This is a genomic window from Legionella drozanskii LLAP-1, from assembly GCF_001467585.1.
Lineage (GTDB): Bacteria > Pseudomonadota > Gammaproteobacteria > Legionellales > Legionellaceae > Tatlockia > Tatlockia drozanskii.
On sequence record NZ_LNXY01000003.1, the window covers coordinates 1 to 24,389 of the forward strand.

The window sequence follows — 24,389 nt, forward strand, 5'->3', positions numbered from 1 at the left end:
TCGGATATCAAACACCGACTGAGTTTGGGTTAGTGGCTTAATGTTGGTGTACGGGTTTTCGAGGAAGGATCAAAGAACAACTACTCCTACTACAGCAAATCCTTTTTTTTCGAGAACTTGAGTTTTCTCTTAATGAGATTAAGCAGATTTTGCGCTGTAATGATTTCGATAAAATAAAGTCATTACAACAGCATAAATCCTCATTGCAAGCTAAAGTTGTGCGAACAGAAACACTCATTTTGACCATTGACAAAACCATTTCCCATTTAAAAGGACAAAATAAAATGCGCATTGAAGAAATGTTTGAAGGTTTTGACCCAATTAAACAGCAAGAACATGAAAAACATATGCTTGATTCTGGAATTATTTCTCAACAGCAAATTGACGAGAGTTGGCAACGTGTTGCCCATTGGAAAAAGCCAAATTGGGAACAATTTAAAGAGGCAGGCGAAAAACTAAATCTTGCACTTACGGAAGCACTCAAGCAGGGTCAAAAAATAGATTCAGATAAAGTTCAGAAGCTGATTCAACAACATTATGATTGGGTTAATAACTTTTGGACCCCTAATAAAGAAACCTATTTAGGACTTGGTCAAATGTATTTGGATCATCCGGATTTTCGTGATTTCTATAATCGCTTCCATCCAAGTTTAGCCGAGTACTTGAATGCAGCCATGGAAGTGTTTGCAAAACATAATTTAACTTAGATCTGACCTAATAAATAAACAATATTTTGATTTCAGGAGTTTTTATGAAAACAAATTTAACTACTCTCAACTCGTACATCTCGCTTAAAGACGGAAGACAGCTTGGGTTTGCCGAATATGGTTTTAATAAGGGTTTTCCCCTATTATTTTTTCATGGCTTACCTGGTAGTCGTCTTGAAGCAGGGAAATTACATGCGGCTGCTCTTAGGTTACAACTGAGATTAATAGGCTTGGATAGACCGGGAATGGGACTCTCTTCCCCACAAAAAAATCGAACCCTATTAGACTGGCCAAATGACATAAAAGAATTTGCTACGACTTTAAATTTAAAAAATTTTTCAATTGTAGGTCATTCTGGTGGCGCGCCTTATATAGCTGCTTGCGCTTATCGCATCCCCGAACTACTTCATAAAGCGGTCATTATTTCAGGTATAGCCCCATTGACCTACCCCGAAGCAATAACCAGTTTATCTAAATCTCAAAAGCAGATGAATTGGATGATTCGCTACACTCCTATGCTCATGAAACTTATGATGAAACTGTCTTGCAAAGCCTTGGAAAATCCTAAGCGATTAAACTCAATCCTTAAACAATTACCAGAAGCAGATGCAAAAATATTTGAAAACAACCACTATAAAGAATCGATGATTTTATCTATAAAAGAAGCGTTTCGACAAAATGCCTCCGGAGTAGTCGATGATTTCAAACTACTTCCTAGACCTTGGGGATTTGATTTAGAAGCAATTCGTTGTCCATTTGTTATATGGCAAGGAGGGAAAGATCTGCAAGCCCCAGTGAAACATGCAGAAATCTTTGCGCAACAGGTCCCTCAGGCTAATTATGTGTTTTTACCAGAAGAAGGTCATATTTCCATTTTACACAATTATAGTGAGCAACTCCTAACAAGTGCTTTGTAGAAGCTCCGGGGGCTTTACAAAGCCTCTGTCATACTCATCCAAAGTGAACTCGGACGCCTGTATTACCGGTCCATATTCGTTGCACTTCCCCTTGGATGTTAAAGGTATAGTCCCCGACGATAAACACACTCAGTTTTTGTGAAAAAGAGTGGATTAAACCCCCGCCTAACTGCAATGCATTTTCTTGAATTTGTGTGGCAATGCCAGTTGTTTGAATAAATACCCTATCCATTATCGCAAATTGAAGCCCCCGCGTTATTCCGATGATTGGTAATAGACTGCATTAAGATTAAATCCAGACCTGCTTGAAAACCCAAATCCGAACCATTAAAATTAGGCAAAGCATTTCCAAACCAATTTTGCTTATTTATATATTGCTATATGATGATAGATGTCGTGGAATGAGAGGTGTATCCAACAATTTAAGATATTTTTAAAATTGAGGAAATTACCTTGCTTACTAATGAAAACAACAAGAAATTTTCCAGCTTTTTCCTGAAAGTCGCCACGCCATATCGGTGGTGGTTTATAGCAATGAGTATGGTAGGTATTTATTCTTCAATACACAGTGTTATTCAACCTTATGTACTTAAGATTATCCTTGACCGTGTAACTAAATCTGAAGCAACCACTTTTGTTTCAAAGTGCCTACCACCTGCTTTGTTACTAATTTTTCTTGGTTTTCTAATCACTCTAGTATGGAGATTTTACAACTATTTAGTACTCAAATCATTACCAAGAATAAAAGCTGATATTGTAACTGTGGCCACAGAGCACTTACGAAACCAATCCTATGCATTTTTTCAAGATAGAATGAGTGGTGATATCAGCGCTAAAATTTCAGACTTAACCAATAATATCCAAAATGTTGTCAATTCGTGGTTCAATATCGCAAGACAAGCCTTAACCATCTTATTATCAATTTTTATAGTTGGGGCGGTTAGTTGGTACTTTAGCGCTATTTTTCTTGTTATATCAGCTGTTTTTATCTATTTATCGTATTATTGTGCATCCAGCATTAGACCCTATGCAAAAGAGTATGCAGAGGCAAAAACTAAATACTCTGGAGCAATCGTTGATTGTTTTAGCAATATTTTAAATGTGCTGCTATTTGCAAGGGAAAATCATGAAGCAAAATATTTAGCCCACAACACAAATTTCGCTTTAGAAAAAGAAACTAAAATGCAGGTTAAAAATATGCTCAATGCGTCAATGCTTGGTTTTTTTGCCTGGGTTTTACAAAGTACATCTATATTATTATTGGTCTATCTTGGCGCAAAAGGCCAAATTACAGCTGGTGATTTTGCTTTTGTATTTATCTTATCAATAATGGTTATTGATCAAATTTGGTATTTAACTGAAAGCTTATTAGTCGTTGGCGAACAAGCAGGTGTTTGCCAGAACGCTCTTGACACCATTTTCACTCCTCACTTACAACCTTTAAGCTCTGTAGATAGTAAACTAAGAATTCGAGAGGGGAAAATTGAATTCAAGGATGTAAATTTTGAGTATGTTAAAGGTAAAAAAACCATTACCGATTTTAGTCTAACAATAGCAGGCGGCAATAAAATAGGTTTAGTTGGCTTTAGCGGTGCAGGCAAAAGTACTATTGTACAGCTTATTACCAAGTTATATGATATCGATAAGGGGGATATTTTAATTGATGGTCAAAGCATCAAATATATTCATAGACAAAGCCTGCGAGAACATATTGCTTTCATACCTCAAGACCCCTCTCTATTTCATCGTTCTATCTTTGAAAATATTCAATATGGTTGCACAGATGCCGATCATGAGCAAATCATTAAAGCTGCCAAACATGCCCATGCTCATGAGTTTATAAGCCAACTGCCACAAGAATACAAAACCTTAGTTGGGGAAAAAGGGGTTAAATTATCTGGCGGGCAAAGGCAGAGAATAGCGATTGCTAGAGCCATTTTGAAAAATGCCCCCATATTAATCTTAGATGAGGCCACCAGTTCGCTAGACTCCATTACAGAAGAACTCATTAAGCAGTCTCTGAACACTGCGATGAAGAATAGAACAGTAATAGTCATTGCTCATAGGCTTTCAACTCTTCTGTCAATGGACAAGATTGTAGTTATGGATCAAGGTAAAATCATAGAGCAAGGTAGCCACAGTGAGCTAATTACACTGAATGGTTTTTATAAAAACCTATGGGATGCACAGAGTGGACATAGCCTTATATAAGATGCTCTATTGCCAAACATTCAAAATTATCTGAGTAGATTATCAGGGATATGCCCCATAAGCCGTTCAAAACGGCGAGCGCCCATTCTGCGATAATTCAACAAAAGACATCGTTATTCTCCTTAGAAGATCATTATTTATTAATCCGCAATTGAACACTCACATTCATACTGTCCAAACAAAGCCTTAAGTTTAGGTAAGTTCTTAATACCAACTCGAGGAAACAAATGATGCTCTCGATGAAACCCTCTGGGCAAAGAGCTCAAAAATAATTGGAATAGATAGTTTCTTTGTACAGATTGGGTATTAATATCCAGATTAATTGATTGTTTATCCCAATGATGTTCTGTTAAATCATGGAATCTTAAAATGATAGGATAAAATAAATACATGGGCGCTATCCAAAACAATAAGAAAGGTTGCCACCAATGAAAATAACTAACGCCCAATAAACTAATAAAAAAGAATACTAACTTTAATCGCCGTTCTTTTTCCATTTCTATATCCTTTTTAAATGGAGCAATGAGTGCTAATAAATGGTTCAAATAGTTTTTATGAAATTTTATAGTGGCAGGATAAACATAATCTTGTTTGCCTTGAAAAAAGTATTTTAATGTTTCTGGTACTGCCAATAAACAAGACCAAGCTAATTGAAAAGCAGTAGGTGCTATTTCTGTATCACCAGCCAGATGTCTCCCTAGGTAATTCGGGTCTTTTTCTGTAAATAAATAACTATGATGCATTAAATGAACTCTTCGCCATTGAATAAATGACCAAGCTTCAGGGTGATGGAACATAGGTAAGTTAGAAAGGATTGTTGCAACCTGCTTATTGAACTTAGGATTTTTAAAGAGGCTGTAATGACTACCATCATGATTTAAAATATACAAGGAATGCTGACGCCCTGCGATAAAAAGCATCACTAAAATTATAGCGAAAGGATTGATTAAGTGCAGCCCTAGATAGATGGCCATAAAAATAGCTGCATATGTTTTTAAATAAAGTAGACCACTTCTATAAGTCGATGGCATTTCAAATGAGGCTATTACCTCTTTCTGATCATCCAATAATTGTTTTTTAATTATTTGTGATTTATTCTGGGAAGCTTCATAGACCATTCAAACTTCCTTTAAATACCCCAACAGATGAAACATGTGTGTGTTGCAATTTGTCATATAGCCTATCTAATACAGACACAGCAATATCAAGTCGATTTAGAATGCCCAACATAATATTATTAATACTTACAGGTACTTCTTGTAAAATTGGAATGACCACATGCTCTAGCCAATCTTCAGCGTGTACCTCATCAATAGAAGTATGCTCTATTAAATAAGTCAGTACCTCGCCCTTTATTCCCAAACGTTTCCATCCATCAATTGAATATTGAAATCGGTTAGGGATCATCAGTTCTGTGGCTAACATCACTCCAACCAACTGAGTATGTTTCGCACGATTAGTAGCCAATCTTAAATAAAGATTAGTAAGTTCTAACTCTTCACGAATAAGGAAGTCCACTTGGCTAATATAACAATCTCTTTTTATTCCAAGATGATCCATCAAATTAGCGCGTAAATTCCGATGAACTCGTTCATCTTTAGCATGACCTACTTCATCCCAATAATTTTTTAAGAATTCAACTTTTATATCGCCATAAACACCAGGCAGCATAAAAGCAAGAATATCACCAAACATCATTTCTAAAGGAGACTCTTGGAAAAAAAACTCCCTCATTTGTTCAAAGGTTGCTTTATCTCGAAGAAAGGTAAAAATAGGATGTAATTCATTGGAGTGATGGCTGCCAACAAATTGCTTAATCCAACGAGAGAAATCATTTACACAAGGAATATCATTAATAATATTATTATATTTTCTACGTTCAGCCTGTTCTAGACTGGTCTCTAAGATATATTTAATGCGAGTAATTGTAGGATGCATTAAATGGTGTGGAGTATCTTGCCAAGGATTGGCTAAATGAGCACTATTAATAATATATAATATTCGATGTGCGCTCAAAAGTGCTTCTTCATTATTATCAATAAATGCTTTTTTAGATAAAGCGTCAATAGAGGTAAGTAGTTCACTCTCAACGGTAGCCGTGATTGAATAGGTAGGTGAATAAATATAGCTTTTAATTTTCTTATGCATTTTATGCCCAAATATTTTGCAATATGGAATTATTAACTTGTTGCAATTAGAAAACAATATCAATTTTTGATATGATACTGTTTCATTTATGCAACAATCTGATAGCGGGGCACCGGTGATTCATAATGCATTATCTTTTGTAGCCGTCGTGAAAGCAGGCGGTTTTTCAAATGCTGCAAAAATTATAGGGATTTCTAAAGCACAATTGAGCAGACATGTAAGTCAACTCGAGACTTCGCTTGGTATCCAGTTGCTTTATCGGACTACACGGTCAATAGCGCTTACAGAATCAGGTAAAGAATTTTTTTTAAATTGTAGCGATATTGAGGAAAGCTATAATGAAGCTGTTGATCAACTGAAACAAGACTTCTATGCTTTGCGAGGAACACTTAGAATCACTGCCCCTATATCATTTGGCAGTGAGTTTCTACCAAAATTAATTTATCAATTTAATCAAAAATACCCAAATATCAAAATCATTCTTTCTTTAACTAGTTCAACAGAGGATCTGATTGAGAAAAATTTTGATTTAGCTATACGCGTCGCGCAGTCCTTACCTGATTCAAATTTTCGTATGCGCACGCTCATGACGCTGCAAATGGTTTTATGTGCAGCGCCTTCTTATCTTAAAAATCATATAACCCCAAATAAATTAGAAGATCTTGAAAATCATAAATGTATTACTTCAATAAACAGAGATATTGGCTTGAGTAAAATTCATTGGCCATTTTACAAAAAGGGTAAAATCATCAAATTTGCTCCAAACAGTATCACTGAAGTGGATAGTTTGCGTGCGCAAATCCATTTGATATTATTGGGCGCAGGAATTGGTAGGGTTCCATATATTTTCGTTAAAAAGGAAATCGAGCAAGGTAGATTAATACATTTACTTCCTGCGATTGAACAACCTAAATCTTATGTTTATTTATTATTTACCAATAGGAAAAACCTGCCAAAAAAAATACAGATTTTTATTGATTTTATAAAAGAGTTTGACAATGAAGTAGTACACGAGACATTGCTATTGTAAAAATTCTACTCTGGCAAATTCAATGTGTCACTCTATAAAGCGCTGTTATTTTTGCAAAATTGCAAATGCAATCAAATGTGGGCAAATAAGCCTCGTACACTCCTATTGGTATCTTTCAATTGTTGACGCTTATTTGCTTCCTGAGAACTATTGGGAAGCGCATAAAGTACATCATGATTTTGTAGAAAACCACGATGTTTACCTTGATTTTGCGAAATGTCAAAACACTAAGCAAGGCTCTAACTCACTCACTATTAAAGGGGTTTGACAGGCTATTCACAGAGTTACCCACAGAAATTGTGGATAAGAAAAAACAACTGAAAATAACAGACACGAGCTTAAACCCTTATCCAGCATGGTAAGTTCTAATATAAAACGTGGTAATAATTAAAAAATAGCGGATTGGTTAAAAAAAATATCCACAAAGTGTGGTGATAACGAGGGAGTCGTACCGGGTCAAACATCATAACAAATAAATAATAAAAAAACAGTCTTGACTCGCATTATTTTTTCGTGCTTGGCTAAAATGGTAATGACATTTTAGGCAGGCACGCCCCTCTATTCCTTTAACGACATTGAGGCGCCCGCTCGCCAATAGATTTGCTCATCGGAGCTAACAAAGAAACAAATATGGCATTAAAATCCCTTTTAAAACCATTAAATTTGCTTGCGTTAATTCCATTTTGGAATTGTGAAACTACAAATATTCTCTGTTCTCAAATTGTTCAACAAGATAAAATACAGCTTTAAATGAGCTAATAGCAACATGAGAGAAAACAGAGAACATACAATCGATACTGCTTCAACCAGTGGATCGAACAGTTTTACTCAGGACAATGCTAGTCCCCCACTACCCGAAGAAATATGGCTGCTTCATATTTTGCCATTTATTGGCTTAGACGATCTCAGCAATCATGTAGTACAAGTGAATACTCAGCTTCGACCCTTAGCGAATGAGTTAATTTGGAAAGAATTGTTTAAGCCAGCCTTTAATGAAGAATATCAAAAACTTTTCAAAGCGGAATTCGAGAAATCGCAAGGGGGAACAGCATTTATAGTAATAAGAAATGCAATGCGTCAAGCTGCAATAAAGGGCGATATTGATGTTATAAAATATGTAGTAGAGAAAAAACTTATCGACATAAATGCGCCGTTGTGTAGAGAACAATCTACCCTTTTATATCTGGCAGCTGAACATCAACATCATAATTTAGTAAAATTTTTATTAGATAATCAGGCAGATCCTGAGTTACCGCTTGCTAGGTTAATAAAAGAAGAAGCTCAATTTAAAAAAATAGCTCGGCATCAACAATCTAGGGAGAGGCGTTTAGCTAACCAAATAGCAGTTCCTGACGGATCTTTTGAAACCTGGAGTTTCGGCTATTTTCATTCCAGCTCTCTACAAAGAAGTCATGCGCCAATGATTAGAATTCTTTTATCAGCTCTTGAGGCAAGAGGTGATGAACTTCGAAGCACTCAATTAACAAAAGAAGTTGTTGCACAAGATCGTGTAGATCTACTCAGACGTTTACTTGATTTGGACCGAGGAATTATAACTAGAACTGATTCATCAAACCATACGCTTCTATACAAAGCTGTTACATCAAGAAAAGGTACGACTTGTGCGCAATATTTACTACAAAAGGGTGCAGAAATTAATGCAGATGTATTTCGTGCTGCCGTTCTTAAGTCAAATTCCCCTCAACTCGTCCAAGAAATGCTAGAACGCGCAGTCGCTACTGCAGCTGATTTAGTTAGTGCAGTAATGCCTCAATTACCAGCTAATTCGAAGATGTTAAGCTTGCTACAGCCCTATGCTGAGCAAGAGCAATTTGAGGAACAAGCCTTAGGTAAACGAAAATCATCAAAGGACTTTGAAAAAGAAAAAATGGCTAAAAAAAGAAAGTCACCTGAGAGACAACAGAACCTTGAAGTTAGGTCATTACCAGGTAGATTAGGGATATTTACAACAAGTTCTCAGGCAAGCAGCTCCACTGCAAGCACTAATCCTCAGGGTACAGAAGATTTTCGATTTAAATCTGTGAATCCTTAGAAAGATAAGGTTGTATTAAATGGGCATTAACGAGTAGCAGATTTTCCGGAGTTTGCTGCACGTTTTTTCCCTTTTTTGCCCATGCTTTTTTTCAATAAACTAATAAAATCGACCACATCATCAGGAGCGCGTCGGGACGTCGCTTTTTTCTTACCTGCTTGCTTTTCAATTTCTGCTGTTTTTTTATCGAGCCATTTTGTCATTGCTTCACTGTATTCATCGTGATATTTTTCAGGTTCCCATTTTCCGCTTAAATCCTCAATAAGACCGACTGCCATTTTCATTTCTCGATCAGAAACTTTATAGTTTTTTAGCGATCCATTAGGTAGTTTTAAATCATCTTCTTTGCGAATTTCTTCATCAAAATGGATAAGATAAAGCACTAATGAATTATCATGAGCCATTACAAAACTTAAATATTCCTTGATGCGGATAATAACTTTAGCAACGCCTACTTTACCTGTTTTTTTCAATGCTTCCCGCAAAAGCACATAGGCTTTTTGATTCTTTGAATCAGGGACTACATAGTAAGGTTTATCAAAATACAAATTATCGACCTCATCGAGATCGACAAACTCTTCAATATCAATCGATTTATATAACTCGGGACTGGCATTTTCGAAAGCTTTTTCGTCAATTACAATATAATTTCCTTTATCATATTCATAGCCTTTGACAATTTTTTCCCAAGGCACTTCTTTATCGGTTTCACTATTCACTCGTTTATAACGAACTCGCGCATTATCTCGAGAATCTAATAAATGAAAATGCAATTCATTTTTCTCTTCAACCGGTATAATTTGTACAGGAATAGTTACTAATCCAAAAGAAATATCACCCTTCCATATGGCTCTCATATTGCCTCTTCTAAAATGAATTCATTTTAAGTATAGGCTAATAGTTTTTAGTCAATTTGTGTCGACAAAAACTCCTAAATTTATCTCATGAGATTCAATTAGTTGTGCAAAATATTTATTAATGGCAATAGATGTTAGCCAGGCAGTACAGTAGGTAATACCAGGTATAACAGAGCAAGAATGACTAATATTCCTATAAGAATAGCAAGTTTTTGACTCATTTTAATCCCTTAAATAGTTTCGGCATGTTCGCTTAGAATAATTATAGATATATTAAGAAAACATGCACAAAAATCAATAGGTCATTTCTTCTAGTTCTAGTAAATCGGTTTCCTCGTCAGGAACAGATTGTTTAGGTTCAATAATTTGTCTCGCTAGTTGATGATAAGCATAGATAGGTAGAGCAAGAACTGCCATTGCAGCTAAACCAATCACTAATTTAGTCAGTAAAATCGGTGCAGCTATAGCGCCAGCTGCCACTCTCATAGCTGTATGAAGCTCTTCGTTAACCGCAGCACGCCATAGATAGGAGGCAGCAACAGTAATTAGACTAAGATCTAATAGTCCAAAAGCAAACCATCCTGTGTATTCTTGGTCGAATTGTTTACCCATAATGACATGATAAGCATTTTCATAACGATCTGCTAACTTAGCTGAGGGCGAAAATAACAAGCCTAGGTGGCGATATCGATTTTCGCTAATAAATTGCTTTATTTTTTTAACACTAAAATGAGCGATATCTTCTTGTTTGAAAGTGGTTGCTCTGATTTGTTTTTCATCTGCATCCATTCGCAACATAACCACCGGCTTTTGCTCTACATCCTCATCATTCTGCGTAAATTGATACTCCACCGCACTAGCAATAAGTCGACCCATGATATTAGAACCACGCTCATTGGGTTCGATTTGATGGCTGTGGTTTCCTCCTAAAGGATTTAGAGAAGAAGTCACATCTACAAATACAATTTCTACGTTTTTAGTGGCTGCATGCTGTAAAATTTCTCGATAAAGCTCATTCATTATCTCTTCTACAACAGTAAAAGCATCCTGCCCCTGCCCTTCCGCACGAGCTAGATGTGAAAAGCCGGTATAGATAAAATAGCTTGTAAACTCTGTAATCGCAGGAAAATATTGTGACAATAGGACAAGGCGGCTAAGTTGGGGATTGTCTGCAATTAATTGATCGATAATTTCTTTATATTCATTCAATACATCCTTTTTTACACCGGCAAATGCCTCTCTTATCACCGATTTAGCTTCCGCTGGCGTAATTCTCAATAATAACCGAGCAAGTCCTAGTTCTTCTATCAATGTTTGCGCCAAAGCCTCTCGATAATTGTTACCCGCGACACTTAAAACAGCAATTTCAGGCTTCCAACCTCTAAGTGCTTTTAATTGATGAACAGTTTGCGCACAATGATCTTCGTCTCTTATCACTTTTTGTAAAAGAGAAGATCTAGATACATCCCGTGTAGTAGCACCATCAACAGCAAAATTCGCAATTTCATAAGAATTTTCAAACTCACTATTAGCGAGGGCAAGAGCAGTTTGATGGGTTACGGTTTGCGTCTTTTTGGCATAAACTTTATCAGTTTCTACCCAACAACCATTATCAATAGTGGAGTCCCCAAGCAGGGCGACTCGTTTAAGTTCCTCGGAATTACCTTCTACACGCTTAAGTCTTCCTGTTGTGTTAAGATAACCAGGCCCAATTGATTGTTTGAGAGTTTGTACTTTTGGCATAATAAACCAGTAATGAATATTTTTTGTGCAGTTTGCCAGCGGTTTCAAATTTTGTCAAAAAAATTAATTGCTGTGTTCCTATTCACTATAAAAATAGAGGAATTATGTACAACACAAGGAAGTTTGAACTTTTGGATTGGCGAATTATTGGCTGGATTATTCTTTCAATTCGCTTTGTTCAAGGTTGGATTTTTTGGGGTGGCGGATCGCGGCGGTTTATTTACGATCCTCACAAGCTCGATCCTTATGCTGCGCAGTGGATGGCGAATAAAATTCAAAGTGCTATGCCCGGGGCTCTGTTTGATCTAACGCCAGTAGTTAGTTTTTTATTACATCATTTTTATTTTCTTTATGTCGCAATCATTGTCTTCAGTTTAATAGAGCTTTTAAGTGGACTGGGGCTTATTTTGGGCTTATTTACCCGGGCGGCAGCGATGCTCACCGTCATGATTAGTATTCTATTAATGCTCCTATTTGGTTGGCAAGGAAGTACTTGTCTGGATGAGTGGACAATGGCTGTTTCCAATCTATCGATGGGGCTGACCTTAATCTTAGCTGGTGGTTCAGCTTATTCAATTGATGCATGGTTGATGAAACGCTATCCCAACTTGGTCCACAAACATTGGTTTTTGCTTTTTAATAGCGGTCCATGGAAATTGACTACCCTGCGTCGAACTGCCATTTCATTTTTTATCTTTACCATTCTTTTTACTGTTGGAACCTATGATTATTATCGTGGAGCTGTCTGGTCTCGCTATCGTACAGGTCCAGTAAGCGCTGATGTATTCCATCTCAGCTTAAGTGATGGGCAATTAGACAGCAAGGGGTCGGTGAGATTTAGACTCAATGTTGATGCAGGACCAAGTGCAGTTCCTAGTTATATCGTGCGTATTGAATTACTAGACGCAACTAAAAATATCATTGAGACCTGGTCAGCGAGTCAACTGGGTCAATTACCCGCAACGGCTATTCAGAATAGTTATCAATATAATAAAGTTGATGGGGGGATGTATGGGTTAATTGCACCGGAGAGTGCTGAAGCGGTGATTTCCTTAGCGCCAACAAATCCGCTTAACCTGTTGTCAGATTATTATACGCTACAGCTCTATACCGTGGATGGAAAGCGTTGGGATTTGGCTTTAATTTTAAGAAATTAACAAGAGGCTGTTGAGCCTTGCTCCTCCCCGTGTCCCGCGACATGTCATTCAATTAACCCTAAGTATTTGTTGACAATTGGAAGGACGACGTGGGGAGGAAGTAAATGTCAACAGCCCCTAATCTCAGTCCATCGCTCTCTCACAAATCTTCTAGCAAAAAAAGAATTATGATATAAATGCACAACTTCTAATAAAGGAAATTTTTGAGGATGAACTATCGTCCAGATGTGGATGGCTTAAGAGCGATTGCGATCCTATTTGTTTTATTTTTTCACAGTGGCCTGAAACTTTTTCCCTCTGGGTTTATCGGTGTCGATCTTTTTTTCGTGATTTCTGGTTATTTGATCACTAGCATTATCCATCGCTCCATTCAGAATCAGCATTTTTCATTTCTTGAATTTTATAGCCGACGACTCTGGCGTTTGCAGCCCGTGTTTATTTGCTTGCTTGTGGTCGTTACTCTTTGCACCTTGGTTTTTTATTTGCCTGACGATTTGTTGCAATTCGCCAAAAGTGCTCGAAAAACCTCTATTTTTACCTCAAACAGTTATTTTTCTCGTGTTACTACTGGTTATTTTGCAGCAGACAGTAATCAATTACCCCTCTTACATACCTGGTCTTTATCGATTGAGTGGCAATGTTATTTAATTTTGCCCCTTGCCATTTATTTACTTAATCAATTCGTCCCTAAACGGCATATTAGCAAGTTTATTTATTTATTCACTCTACTTTTTTTCGTCTTAGCCCTGTATTTTTCAGCCAATAATGCATCAAAAACTTACTATCAATTTTTAAGTCGTGTCTTTGAATTTTTAATCGGTTCCTGTGTGGCACTCACCCCGCGTCGCTTTTCTTTGCCTAGTATTGTTTTAAATAGTATCGGCGCTCTGGCCTTTTTGACTTTAGTTTATATCGCGACTCGTAGCAATATCAGCCTAGGTTTTCCCAATTATTATGCCCTTATTTTATGTGTTGCAACCGCCTTGCTAATTGCTGTCGGAGAACATCAACCTAAACCACTTATTAACCAATTACTGTCAACAAAACCATTTGTTTTCATTGGCTTAATTTCTTATTCGCTTTATATTTGGCATTGGCCCATTTTTGCGTTTATTCGCTATTTAGGGATTGAAGAAACCAATTCAATCATCGCTTCAGCGCTTTGCGCAAGCTTAATCCTAGGCTATCTTTCTTGGCGATATATTGAAAAACCGGCGCGTAAATTTTATCAACTTCGCTTTGTCTATACTTTAGGCCTCTTATTGCTTTTACCGATTGGTCTCGCTCATTTAGATGCTTACTTTATTCTAAACAACTCTGGCTTTCCTCATCGTTTTAATAATGATGTAGTCAAAGTTTTTGAGCAGTTAAAACAATATGACGTTAGTCAAAGAGAAAAATGCATGGGTAGAAATAGCGTCGATATCAACAGTCGCTGTACTTTTGGATCAAAAAATCCTAATAGCAAAGCCAGTCTTATGATTGGCGATTCTTTTTCAAATCATTCTTGGCGCTTCATGGATACTCTAGCTAAGGAAGCAAATATCTCTATTCTCGCCCAAGCAACACCTGGCTGTCTCGCTCTACCCGGAATATATCTTTACGATTGGTCTACGTATAGAAATACGATTTATCAGGAATGCTACAACGAAACACAACGCTATTACGAGATGATCAAAACCAATCATTATCATTTTGTCATCCTAGGTCAGTCATGGAACGGTTATTTAGGCGTTAATGTCATCAATCAGCTAAACGATGAACGTACTGTCATGTTGACTAAAAAGCGTATAAAAATTGCATTAGAGAAAGCTTTGCAGATTATTATTGATTCCGGAGCAACCCCGGTATTAATTAAAGCAACCGCTTCAACGACCGACAATTTGCGTGATTGTTTCTTCCAACATGTGAAACAACGGAAAAAATATAACCCCGAACAATGCGATTTTAATCTTCAAACCAATGCGGATCCTTGGCTTGACAATTTATTCTTAAAAATGCAAAAAAAATACACGCAACTCGTTATTATTGATCCGCGAAAAGTACAATGCAGCAAAGAGGGTCACTGCAAAGCTGATATCAATGGCGTTCCAGTATTTCGGGATGTGGCACATATTACTGATTATGCTTCTTACCAATTCGCGAAGCGTTATTTAAAGCAGTATAAGAACCCTCTAATCAGTTAGTACCGAGAGTTATGTTATTGCCGCGAAGTCGGGAATCTATTCAATATAGTGCTACGTTTCAATTGGAATAGACCCCGCTTCTTCGGGATGACCTATTTATCAATGCTGATAATTTGCGTATTGGCTAAAAATTATAAAAATTATCGGTACTCGTTAAAGCTGAGGAATGGGAAGATGAGCCTAGTTCTGTTTGAGGTTGGAAAAAGTTATATATAGTTCTATCCGCAATCTCAACCCCAATTTGGTTAGTTTGCTGATTTTTGCCTTCCTCTCTAGATGTTTCATTAGTTTCTGAAGGACTTGTTACTTCTGTTTCTATCTCTTTCCTTAATTCCGCCGCCATAGAGTCTATTTCAACTTCTTTCCTTAATTCAATCGCCATCTGGTCTATTTCTGCCTCTTCCCTTATTTCATTTTCTATTCGTTTTATTTCTAACTCAATCAAAGCTAGGCGATTCGCGTAGTACATACCAAGTGCTTGATAGTATGAGGGATAATACAAGTTCTGAGGATAAACCATTATCCCATTACTCTGAGAATCAGTTGGCAGTGTTGGTTGAGGCCAAGAGAATACATTTACAGGAGGGATAGAAGAATCAGCACTTGTGGTAGTGTAGCCCTGGACCTGTGCAGGTAGAACGCCATTATCTCCACTTAGATCGCTCGCTTTTTCTTCTCCAGATAATTTTATGACCTCAGACTCTTCATTTTTACGCTTTCTTGGAAGATTCCACGTTGATGAATAGTAGTTACTTTTCTCAGTTTCTCTTTTTCTCTTCATAGGATGACCACTTATTAATTAGACTGGCGTAATTTTAACCCAAAAAACTTAATTAATCATCAAGAATAAGGAAATCTATAGTGTGTAGCTGACCTTATTATAATTTATGGCTGACAAGACCGTAGAAGGTCCGAGAGAATAAATCTGAAGATATTAATCTTTGATTCTTAAGCAGGTATTATGAATAGCTGTCTCTTTTTATAATTGGTGAAAAGAGACAGCTGCGTACTGGTTTTTTAAAGTATTTCCAAGGCCAAGGCAATACCTTGTCCGCCACCGATACACAAAGTAACTATCCCTCGTTTTAAACCATCTCGCTTCATGGAGTGAATGAGCCTTGTAGTTAAGATAGCACCGGTAGCTCCGATTGGATGCCCATGAGCAATTGCTCCGCCTTCCACATTGACTATCTGTTCATCTAAATTCAGTTCCTTCGCCACTGCGATAGCAATTGCAGCAAAGGCTTCATTTATTTCTACCCGTTGAACATCCTGAATTTGCCATTTTGCTCGTTCGAGAGCTTGTTTTACTGCAGGTACAGGGCCTATGCCAAACAGGCCTGGTTCGACTGCACTAATACCATAAGCGACGATACGGGCCATTGGTTGTAAATGATGTGAAGAAACAAAATCTTCATCGGCAACAATCATGGCAGCAGCAGCACTATTCAAACCTGGAGCATTACCCGCTGTGATTGTACCCTCTTTTCGAAATGCTGGTTTTAATTTAGCGAGAGTTTCTGCCGTTGTATCGGGACGATTGTGTTCATCCTTCTGAAACAACTCTATCCCTTTACGAGAAGTGATTTCCACCGGCGTAATTTCGGCAGTAAATTTGTCCTCTGCCTGTGCTTTAGAAAAGAGTTGTTGTGAACGCAGAGCCCATTCATCTTGTTCTTCCCGAGAAATTGAATATTTTTCAGCAAGATCTTCAGTATGCCAGCCTGAATGGTTGCCTGAGAAGGCATCGTGTAAGCCATCGAGGAGCATACTATCACTGGTTTTACCATCACCCATGCGATAACCCCAACGTGCTGAAGGAAGCAGGTAAGGACATAGATCCATGTTTTCCATTCCGCCTGCAATCGCACATTGAATATTCCCACTGGCAATCTCAAGATAAGCAGAAACAATAGCTTGTGCACCAGAGCCACAAACCCGATTAACTGTATACGCTGGAACATTAACAGGAACGCCACCATAAATCGCAGCTTGACGAGCTGGATTCATAGCCGCCCCTGCTTGTACAACATGGCCCATAACAACAGCCTGTACTTTATCAGCGGCCAGTCCTGCCCGTTTAAGGGTTTCACCTACAACGACAGCACCTAGCCTAGGTGCAGGAGTATTCTTCAAAGTACCATTAAAAGTTCCAATAGCAGTGCGAACAGGAGAACAGATAAAAATATCAGTAGTCATGGCTAATCCTTTTCCTTGAGTGATCAAATTATCCAATACATCATTGCATTTTTTAAGATAATTATTAAGCATAGTCCCTATAATAATGAAATAAAATATAGAACTATAAATTTTTGAATTACTTTAAAAGTAGGACGATTAATTATTTGTTTAGGATGTTGCGTGTAACTATACTCAACGGATACTGGTTAAAAATTACTCAAAAGATGGTTAATATTATGATCAAAAAAATTATTTATTCTATAGCCTTAGTTACAGCTACTTTTTCTTCCTTTGCACAAGATATTAACTTAGTCCCCCCTGTCTTTTGCGCAAATTGTGCAGCACAAATTCATCGGGGAGTAAAATGGAACATTATATTGACCAAACCAGTTAAGTTCACCGTGCCGGTGCCTGTTTATGATATCGATGGTTTTGATAATTCGGCAGAAACCGTTGCTAAAATTCATGCCCAAAATGCGAAAGCAATTTGTTATATCAACGCTGGAGCCTGGGAAAATTGGCGTTCGGATGAAAGAGATTTTCCTGATGCAATCAAAGGCAAATCCAATGGTTGGTCAGGAGAGAAATGGTTGGATATTCGCCAAACCACCCAGCTTATGCCTATTATGCAGGCACGAATTAATATGTGCAAAGACAAAGGATTTGATGCCATTGATTTCGATAATGTCGACGGCTTTAGCAACAAAACAGGGTTCCCTCTCACTGCAGCAGATCAAGCAAAATATAATATTTTATTAGCTAATATAACTCATCAAGCAGGGCTGGCGGTCGGGCTAAAAAACGATTTGGATCAAGTTGAATTGCTAGAGCCTTATTTTGATTTTGCAGTGAATGAACAATGTTTTTACTATAAAGAATGCGATCAGATGACTCCTTTTATCAATGCGAATAAAGCAGTGTTGAATATTGAATACGATCTCAAGCCCTCGCAATTCTGTGCTAAAGCAAAATCAATGTATTTTAGTGCCATTAAAAAAGATCTGGAATTGACCGAAGAGCCTGTTAGTTTTTGTAACTAATCTTCTTATTGACATCTGCCAGTAGAGAATATAATTTCTCTAGCATTTAGTCGCTTGTCACAATAACGGACCTTTTATGACTTTCTTTTCAATATTAAATTTTAAATCCTTGTTTTTTGCTTGGTATATTTTTTCGATTGCTTATACTCATTTTCGTGGAAAAGTACGTTTAAAATTTTTAAAACAGCTCACTGATCACTCCAGCTTTATGGCTCCGGTCAATGCGATCATGTATCTTTTTTCCGCAGTTCCCAAAACACCTTTTTTGGATGTAGCGACTTTTCCGGAATTAAAAATATTACGTGACAATTGGGAAACCATTCGTGAAGAAGCTGAATTTTTATATCAAGAAGGTTACATCTCTGCCTCGGATAAATATGATGACATTGGCTTTAATTCTTTTTTCCGTCGTGGCTGGAAGCGGTTCTATTTAAAATGGTACCAAGATCCGATGCATTCTGCGCAAACGCTTTGCCCCAAAACATTGGAATTAATTCAACAAATTCCTAACATTAATGCCGCTATGTTTACCCTCCTCCCTAAAGATAGTTTTCTATTTAGTCATCGTGATCCTTATGCAGGCTCTTTGCGTTATCATTTGGGATTAATTACACCTAACTCCAAAGATTGTTGTATCTATGTCGATGGTGAACCTTATTTTTGGCAAGATGGTCAGGATGTTATGTTCGATGAAACCTTCGTTCATCATGCTGAAAACAAAACGTCTCAAGATAGAATCATCCTTTTTTGCGACATTCAACGACCTTTGAAAAATAAGCTTGCTACTTGGTTTAATCAATTTTTTAGTCGAACTGTAATGAAAGCCGCCGCAAGTAAAAACTTACCTAACGAGCAAGTGGGAACGATTAATAAGTTATTTACCCATCTCTATCAAATACGGTTAGTGGGTAAAAAACTTAAGAGCTATAATAAAAATTTGTACTATATAATTAAATATACACTTTTCCTTGGTTTTATAGCCTTATTTTTTATATGAGTATAACTGGTAATACGAGCCAGCCTAGAATTAATAAGTGGCTCTTACATTTTTTCTTTATCAATTTAATTGTAGTTTATGCTCTTTCTTACAATTACATTGTTGATGCCTTTGGTGTAACACTGTTTTACTTTGCGAGAGATGGCTTTCATGAGGCGTCTCTCACCACCCATCTCATTGTAAGTTTCTACCTAATAGCGACTTATATTAGCTATTTTTCCTTATTAACGATCTTAAGTTTATTAATTCCTTATTTAATTTCGAAATTAACTTCGCGAAACTGGATTACGATTTGTATCAGTATTTTTTGCATAAGCTGTTTTATTTTATTTATTGTTACTGATTTATATGTATTCAAACTATACCGATTTCATTTAAATACTCTGATATTGAAAATGTTATTCAGTAAATATAGCTATCAAATATTTTATTTTTCTACGAACGAATGGATTGTGTTTTATCTCATTGTGGCATCTATTCTTCTCCTCGAAGGGCTAATTGGCTTAATTTTATGGTTTAATAAAGTCATCAATTTCTCAAAATGGATCGAGCGATTTATTTATGCATCGATTATCTTAATCTTTATTTCATTTTGCTCCACGGTAATTGGCAACAAATATCTCATCCGACAAAGTACAGTTTTTCCTTATTATACGGAGATAGTGCGACATCTTTTTTCGATTTCAAAAGAAGACATGAATTTCTTTGTTTATAGTCACTATTTTGCTCAATCTAAATTTGCCAATCATCAGTTGTCTTATCCAAGACATCCACTTCAGTGCAACAAAGAAGCAAATCCTCCTAACATCTTTATTATTCTCATTGATACTTGGCGCTTTGATGCAATGAACGAAAAAACCACTCCAAATATTGCTCGTTTTGCTTCAGAAAACCTTAATTTTCATAATCATTTCAGCGGTGGGAATGCAACACAACCAGGGGTATTTTCGCTTTTTTATTCCATGCCAGCTTCTTACTGGACAGCCATATTTGAACAGAAAAAGAGCCCTGAATTTATTAATCAACTGCAGGAAAAAAAATATGAATTCGGTGTATTTGCTAGTGCCAGCTTAACTATACCCGATTTTGCCTCTACTATTTTTAGAACGCTACCCCTACCTCCTCCTCCAAGCGGTTGGGCCTATCAACGTGATGAAGAAGTGACAAAGCGGTTGTTGTCATTTCTCAATAATCGTAAAACCGATAGGCCTGTTTTTTCATTTATTTTTTATGATGCCGCTCATGAATATTGTGGAGAAAGGAATTTTAAAGGTCCATTTCAACCAGAAACTCAAGTCTGTAAGCGTTATTTTCTAAATAATGGCTATAATGGCGTACCTTTAGTAAATCGCTATTTAAATGCGGTCAATTTCGTCGATCAGCAAGTCGCTCAAGTCTTAGATGGAATTAAAAAATCCAATTTATGGGATAATTCAATCATTATTATCAGTGCAGATCATGGTGAGGAGTTTAATGACAGTCACAATGGTTATTGGGGGCATGCAAGTAATTTCAGTAAATATCAGATCGAAGTTCCTTTCATCGTTCATTGGCCGGGCAAGTCGAAACAACAATTTAATTATGTCACCTCACATTATGATGTGGTTCCAACGCTAATATCAGATGCCCTAGGCTGTAAAACAGAGTATTCTGATTATAGTTACGGTTATAATCTTTTTGATGCAAAAAATCGTTACCCGCTTATTGTTAGTGGTAATTACAATATCAGTTTTATTACTCCTCAAACCATTACCAATTTACTCCCCTCTGGTGACTTTGAAATTCAAGATTTAAGAGCCGAACCGTTATCAAATCATCGTTTCGATAATACGCAGTTGATATCCATCCTACAGAGCGTGAATCGTTTTTATCACTAAAAAGATTAGAAAAATCTTATATTTTCAACTACACTTTGTATATTTATCAGGATGTTAAGCAGCAGCTTAATTGAGGCAATAAAAAATGCCGTTTAAACTTTTGAATCATTGGATTGAAGAAGAAAAAGACGTCGGAGCTCCCAACCCTCAACATGCAATCTTGTCGACTGCAACCTCTGATGCAACGCCGCATAGCCGTGTGGTTGCCATCAGAGAAATTAGAGAAGACGAATTGGTATTTTTCACCCAAAAAGGGACAAGAAAAGTCGAGGATTTAAGCAATAATCCCAAAGTTTCGCTTACTTTTTGGTTTGAACTTAGACAACGCGAAGTAATTTTAGAAGCTATCGCGGAACCTTTATCGCAATCAGAGGTAGAACACTACTGGAATACTAATCCGCACTCCGCCCAATTACGATTTACTGCTTATGCTTTAAGTTCAATGCAACCCATTAATTCTAAACAAATTATTGAAGATAAAAAAACCGCTCTTGAAAGAGAATATCTTAATAAAAAATTACCTTTAAGTCCTTTCTATTGCGGATTTCGCATCAAACCGACTCGATTTATTTTCTATAGTTTTCGCCTCGACGAATTATCCGATGTCGCCGAATATTATTGGCAAAATGCACAATGGCATCAGCGCATTTTGTCTCCCTAATTAGGAGCTCAAATGATGAATTTACAAAATAAAATTGTGTTAATCACCGGTGCCTCAAGTGGTATTGGACATGCCTGCGCCCGACTTTTTGCTAAAAATGGAGCAAAGCTAATTCTTTGTGCACGCAGACAAGAACGCATAGAGCATCTTGCGAAAGATTTAGAAGCTATGCACAACACACAATGCCTAACTCTCATTTTGGATGTTCAAGATAAGACAAAAGTTGAATCCACTTTAAGTACTTTACCCTCAGAATGGCAAGCAATCAGCATATTAATCAATAATGCTGGCCTTGCGCTCGCCAGTGACTCCATTCAAGAAGGTTCAATTGCTAATTGGGAAGTGATGATTGATACCAATATTAAAGGATTACTTTATGTCACGCGGAGTATTTTACCGGGTATGCTCACTCGCCATGAAGGACATATTATTAATATAGGCTCAATTGCAGGCCAAGAATGCTACCCAAATGGCAATGTGTATTGTGCGACTAAACACGCGGTGAGAGCGATCAGCAAATCAATGCGCATGGATCTTTTAGGAAGCCCCATTCGAGTGACAGAAATTGCCCCGGGAGCTGTAGAAACTGAATTTAGTGAGGTTCGCTGGAACGATAAAGACAAAGCAAAGGCATTTTACCAAGACTTTAATCCGCTTTTTGCTGAAGATATTGCTGATGCGGCTTATTATTGCGCAAGCCGCCCTGAGCATGTCGATATTGCTGAGTTAACAATAATGCCTACAGCTCAGCCTAGCGCCACATCGATTTATCGGGCTGGTAAGAAGTTGCAATAATCTTAGCTCGGTATCAGCTATTGGTGAGCCACTTCATCTGATCGCAAAAAACGCCTTATCTCAGGTCGACATCATAATATGAATGATATTTGACCACTCCGTTCGAGTGTTGCTTCTTTTATCGAAGTAATTTTTTTCAAGCCATGCTGTACTCTCAATGCTTGTAAAATATCATTCGGAGTGAGTCGACAAGAGCGAATATTTTTTTCAATGTATTTTCCATTTTTTACAAGGCACACTTTCTCACCTTTAATGTAGCTACCCATCCACTGATTTTTATAGGATAAATAAGCAAACAATCGATGAATAGCTACGATGAATGCACACACGATCATTGAGGGAATGAGTGGGATATTATTGACAACGGCTTCTCCTAAAAGCGCACCAAGGATAATGTAAATTATAAAATCCAACGGAGAGTGGTTACCAAAAAGTCTGGCCGAATTGGCTCTAAAAAGAATTATCGCATAGAGCGTAATAATAATGCCTCTAAGATAAAGTCCGTAGTCAAATAACTCACTCCAACCCAGTATTTTATCCATATTCTTATTCCATTAAAATTAATAAAAAATGACGATTAATTTTTTTGTTGCGTGTTAGTATTATAGCCTGACAATCATCAGTAGGGGATGGGAGACTTTAAAAGTGCGATAATTTCACTTAGAAATCGGGTTACCTATCTTTCTCGTAGTTTTTTACCTAATTGAATTTCTTTAGTAGCTAAAAATAATTAATTTGATGCTATTTTTTAGATTAAAATTAACCTAAGTATTTGCCGTTAACCCTGCTTAGTGGGTTTACTAGCAGGGTTTTTCCCATTACTAGCTTTTACCAGGCGTTGCTGGCGCTCCAGGTTGCCCTACTGCTGCTGGTTGCGGAGCTTGCTGTTGCTGTACTTGTTTAAGCTGTTGTTGAAAAGAGTTTTGCAATTGCTTAACTTGGTCTTGTAAATTACTTTGTATCTGCTTGATTTGCGTTTGTGTCTGAGTATTTAATTTTTGAATTTGATCCTGCAATTGAGTTTGTAATTGTTTTATTTGACTTTGAGTTTGCGTATTAAGCTTATCAATCTGTGTTTGTACCTGGTTAAATTGATCTTGGATCTGAGTATTTAATTGTTGAATTTGTTGGCTAGGCGTACCCGTTATTTGTCCTGCAGCTGCAAACGCATAGCTAACACTAGAAATAATAAAAGAAGATAACACCACAACCAAATGCTTTTTCATGGTTACTCCGTAAATTGATCGATTACTTATTAACTGTAAACATTTTTTAGACAAATGCAAGTAAGATCAAAATAAGAAAGCTTACTTTTTTAAATGCCCGATTCTATTGTTGAGGTGTCAACATTGCTGGGGAACTGAGTCCAAACGATTATAGGTTCAAACTAAACTGACACTCAGCACTGGCACAAACCTGCCAGGAAATGATTCAAACTTTCTTAAACTTTTCGCTCCCATTTTTAGGTAAAATCCTTCGGCATTTGGGTCGGAAACTAGTTCAAACTTTAGCCATCCTTTTGTTGAGGCAAAATTAATTGCATGCTGCCAGATTTGCTTTCCTAATCCCTGGCGAATGTGATTTGAATTTATAAAAAACAAATCCAGTTCTGCCGCGGATTGTTCGTTAATTTTAAATGCATACAGACCAACTAAGCTTTGATCTTTTTCAAAAAGAACTATTTCTTCTCTTTCTAAAAAAGAAGGTTTAACGCCGTATTTTTCCATAAAAACATTTAAAAAGGATTCGGAATAATTCCACACTGCTTTGGACTGGCGAATAAATTGATTAATTTTTGGCAAATCCTCGACTGTTGCAACGCTTACCTT

General features: G+C 37.0%; 22 protein-coding genes. 12 read left to right on the plus strand and 10 right to left on the minus strand.

The window, feature by feature from the left end; translation table 11 throughout:
* Window positions 1-149: 149 nt before the first annotated feature.
* Entirely contained in the window at window positions 150-707 is a 558-nt protein-coding gene (locus Ldro_RS01130; protein WP_238583940.1) for a TipAS antibiotic-recognition domain-containing protein, read from the plus strand.
* A gap of 44 nt (window positions 708-751) precedes the next feature.
* Window positions 752-1,624, plus strand: coding sequence for an alpha/beta fold hydrolase (locus Ldro_RS01135; protein ID WP_058494589.1), 873 nt, complete (start codon window positions 752-754; stop codon window positions 1,622-1,624).
* 34 nt (window positions 1,625-1,658) lie between these two features.
* Here Ldro_RS01135 and Ldro_RS01140 read toward each other — a convergent pair whose 3' ends face one another.
* Window positions 1,659-1,856 (minus strand): hypothetical protein, encoded by a 198-nt coding sequence (locus Ldro_RS01140; RefSeq protein ID WP_058494590.1) that lies wholly within the window; start codon window positions 1,854-1,856, stop codon window positions 1,659-1,661.
* 221 nt (window positions 1,857-2,077) lie between these two features.
* Here Ldro_RS01140 and Ldro_RS01145 point away from each other — a divergent pair, with 221 nt between their 5' ends.
* Window positions 2,078-3,835 carry an ABC transporter ATP-binding protein gene (locus tag Ldro_RS01145; protein ID WP_058494591.1) on the plus strand — a complete coding sequence of 586 codons (1,758 nt, stop codon included), beginning with the start codon at window positions 2,078-2,080 and terminating at the stop codon, window positions 3,833-3,835.
* 140 nt (window positions 3,836-3,975) lie between these two features.
* On the opposite strand, the gene Ldro_RS01150 is transcribed toward Ldro_RS01145, so the two are convergent.
* Together Ldro_RS01150 and Ldro_RS01155 are read right to left on the minus strand one after the other, a co-directional pair.
* Entirely contained in the window at window positions 3,976-4,953 is a 978-nt protein-coding gene (locus Ldro_RS01150) for a fatty acid desaturase family protein (protein ID WP_058494592.1), read from the minus strand.
* Window positions 4,943-5,983 (minus strand): iron-containing redox enzyme family protein, encoded by a 1,041-nt coding sequence (locus Ldro_RS01155; protein ID WP_058494593.1) that lies wholly within the window; start codon window positions 5,981-5,983, stop codon window positions 4,943-4,945. The genes Ldro_RS01150 and Ldro_RS01155 overlap by 11 nt, the downstream gene beginning before the upstream one ends.
* 88 nt (window positions 5,984-6,071) lie before the next feature.
* On the opposite strand from Ldro_RS01155, the gene Ldro_RS01160 reads away from it, so the two are divergent.
* On the plus strand, window positions 6,072-7,013 hold the full coding sequence (locus tag Ldro_RS01160) for a LysR family transcriptional regulator (RefSeq protein WP_058494594.1): 942 nt from the start codon (window positions 6,072-6,074) through the stop codon (window positions 7,011-7,013).
* 766 nt (window positions 7,014-7,779) lie between these two features.
* Entirely contained in the window at window positions 7,780-9,066 is a 1,287-nt protein-coding gene (locus tag Ldro_RS01170) for an ankyrin repeat domain-containing F-box protein (RefSeq protein WP_058494596.1), read from the plus strand.
* A gap of 26 nt (window positions 9,067-9,092) precedes the next feature.
* Here the strand turns inward: Ldro_RS01170 and ku are convergent, their stop codons facing one another.
* Window positions 9,093-9,923 (minus strand): non-homologous end joining protein Ku, encoded by an 831-nt coding sequence (ku, locus tag Ldro_RS01175; protein WP_058494597.1) that lies wholly within the window; start codon window positions 9,921-9,923, stop codon window positions 9,093-9,095.
* Window positions 9,924-10,217: 294 nt separating this feature from the next.
* Window positions 10,218-11,666: an SGNH/GDSL hydrolase family protein gene (locus Ldro_RS01180; RefSeq protein ID WP_058494598.1), complete on the minus strand. Its 1,449-nt coding sequence runs from the start codon at window positions 11,664-11,666 to the stop codon at window positions 10,218-10,220.
* Window positions 11,667-11,770: 104 nt separating this feature from the next.
* Between Ldro_RS01180 and Ldro_RS01185 the strand changes: the two genes are divergently transcribed.
* Complete coding sequence (locus Ldro_RS01185) at window positions 11,771-12,823, plus strand: TQO small subunit DoxD (RefSeq protein WP_058494599.1); 1,053 nt, start codon at window positions 11,771-11,773, stop codon at window positions 12,821-12,823.
* 209 nt (window positions 12,824-13,032) lie between these two features.
* Complete coding sequence (locus Ldro_RS01190; protein ID WP_058494600.1) at window positions 13,033-15,009, plus strand: acyltransferase family protein; 1,977 nt, start codon at window positions 13,033-13,035, stop codon at window positions 15,007-15,009.
* 124 nt (window positions 15,010-15,133) lie between these two features.
* Here the strand turns inward: Ldro_RS01190 and Ldro_RS01195 are convergent, their stop codons facing one another.
* Together Ldro_RS01195 and Ldro_RS01200 are read right to left on the minus strand one after the other, a co-directional pair.
* On the minus strand, window positions 15,134-15,790 hold the full coding sequence (locus Ldro_RS01195; protein WP_058494601.1) for a hypothetical protein: 657 nt from the start codon (window positions 15,788-15,790) through the stop codon (window positions 15,134-15,136).
* Window positions 15,791-16,026: 236 nt separating this feature from the next.
* Window positions 16,027-17,280 (minus strand): thiolase family protein, encoded by a 1,254-nt coding sequence (locus Ldro_RS01200; RefSeq protein WP_238583941.1) that lies wholly within the window; start codon window positions 17,278-17,280, stop codon window positions 16,027-16,029.
* A gap of 146 nt (window positions 17,281-17,426) precedes the next feature.
* On the opposite strand from Ldro_RS01200, the gene Ldro_RS01205 reads away from it, so the two are divergent.
* From Ldro_RS01205 to Ldro_RS01225, 5 genes are all read left to right on the plus strand, one after another.
* Window positions 17,427-18,230 carry an endo alpha-1,4 polygalactosaminidase gene (locus tag Ldro_RS01205; protein ID WP_162263959.1) on the plus strand — a complete coding sequence of 268 codons (804 nt, stop codon included), beginning with the start codon at window positions 17,427-17,429 and terminating at the stop codon, window positions 18,228-18,230.
* A gap of 76 nt (window positions 18,231-18,306) precedes the next feature.
* Window positions 18,307-19,227 carry an aspartyl/asparaginyl beta-hydroxylase domain-containing protein gene (locus Ldro_RS01210; RefSeq protein WP_058494603.1) on the plus strand — a complete coding sequence of 307 codons (921 nt, stop codon included), beginning with the start codon at window positions 18,307-18,309 and terminating at the stop codon, window positions 19,225-19,227.
* Window positions 19,224-21,104: a sulfatase-like hydrolase/transferase gene (locus Ldro_RS01215; protein WP_058494604.1), complete on the plus strand. Its 1,881-nt coding sequence runs from the start codon at window positions 19,224-19,226 to the stop codon at window positions 21,102-21,104. Before Ldro_RS01210 ends, Ldro_RS01215 begins: the two co-directional genes overlap by 4 nt.
* An 85-nt stretch (window positions 21,105-21,189) precedes the next feature.
* Window positions 21,190-21,765 carry a pyridoxine/pyridoxamine 5'-phosphate oxidase gene (locus tag Ldro_RS01220; protein ID WP_058494605.1) on the plus strand — a complete coding sequence of 192 codons (576 nt, stop codon included), beginning with the start codon at window positions 21,190-21,192 and terminating at the stop codon, window positions 21,763-21,765.
* A 12-nt stretch (window positions 21,766-21,777) separates the two neighbouring features.
* A complete protein-coding gene (locus Ldro_RS01225; RefSeq protein WP_058494606.1) occupies window positions 21,778-22,560 on the plus strand; it encodes an SDR family NAD(P)-dependent oxidoreductase in 783 nt (260 codons plus the stop codon).
* Window positions 22,561-22,631: 71 nt separating this feature from the next.
* Here the strand turns inward: Ldro_RS01225 and Ldro_RS01230 are convergent, their stop codons facing one another.
* The 3 genes from Ldro_RS01230 to Ldro_RS01240 all read right to left on the minus strand — a co-directional run bounded on the left by Ldro_RS01230 (window position 22,632) and on the right by Ldro_RS01240 (window position 24,362).
* Window positions 22,632-23,102, minus strand: coding sequence for a DUF421 domain-containing protein (locus Ldro_RS01230; protein WP_058494607.1), 471 nt, complete (start codon window positions 23,100-23,102; stop codon window positions 22,632-22,634).
* Between the two features lie 279 nt (window positions 23,103-23,381).
* Window positions 23,382-23,786: a hypothetical protein gene (locus tag Ldro_RS01235; protein ID WP_238583942.1), complete on the minus strand. Its 405-nt coding sequence runs from the start codon at window positions 23,784-23,786 to the stop codon at window positions 23,382-23,384.
* Window positions 23,787-23,942: 156 nt separating this feature from the next.
* Window positions 23,943-24,362, minus strand: a complete 420-nt coding sequence (locus tag Ldro_RS01240) for a GNAT family N-acetyltransferase (protein WP_162263960.1) — start codon at window positions 24,360-24,362, stop codon at window positions 23,943-23,945.
* Between the last annotated feature and the right edge of the window lie 27 nt (window positions 24,363-24,389).